General features: G+C 59.6%; 1 protein-coding gene and 1 pseudogene. One reads left to right on the forward strand and one right to left on the reverse strand.

What is annotated here, in order from left to right; genetic code table 11:
• Positions 1–271: pseudogene (locus tag TR36_RS14625) on the reverse strand (amidohydrolase); the annotation flags it as partial.
• Here TR36_RS14625 and TR36_RS16395 point away from each other — a divergent pair.
• Positions 157–491, forward strand: a 335-nt coding sequence (locus TR36_RS16395; RefSeq protein WP_202814463.1) for a ferric reductase-like transmembrane domain-containing protein, incomplete at its 3' end; no start/stop codon positions are given. The pseudogene TR36_RS14625 and the gene TR36_RS16395 overlap by 115 nt on opposite strands.

Here is a 491-nt window from a genome sequence, read left to right on the forward strand (position 1 = left end):
GATAGCTGAACTTGGTAACATGGCCGATGGTGACGCGCCCACCCCAACCGTATTCCTCGGTGCGGCGGCACACATGGTCCACATCCATCATGCTGGTGTCCGAACCGAAATCGAGGTGCATGTCGATATCGACATCGAATTCGCGCGCCGTGTCGAATGTCCAGTCGATCTGCCCCTTTGAATCGGTATCGACATAGGGCGCGGCACCCAGCACCTCTGCCCCCTCCTCCAACGCCTGCCGCAACAGCGCATCGGTGCCAGGGTTGTTCAACAGGCCCTCTTGCGGGAACACGCAGATCTCGGCATCCATCGCCCCGGTNGGGGGAGATCTGGAGCGATCTTGTGCGCCGCCCCTATATAGCCATCGGAATGGTGGCGTTGCTGATCCTGATTCCCCTCGCAGTGACATCGAACACGGCTTCCATCCGGAAGCTGGGGAAGAACTGGGTGAAGCTGCACCGGATGGTTTATGTCGTGGCTATCTTGGGTGC

Origin of the sequence: Falsirhodobacter sp. alg1 (assembly GCF_000739715.2) — a bacterium.
Classification (GTDB): domain Bacteria; phylum Pseudomonadota; class Alphaproteobacteria; order Rhodobacterales; family Rhodobacteraceae; genus Falsirhodobacter.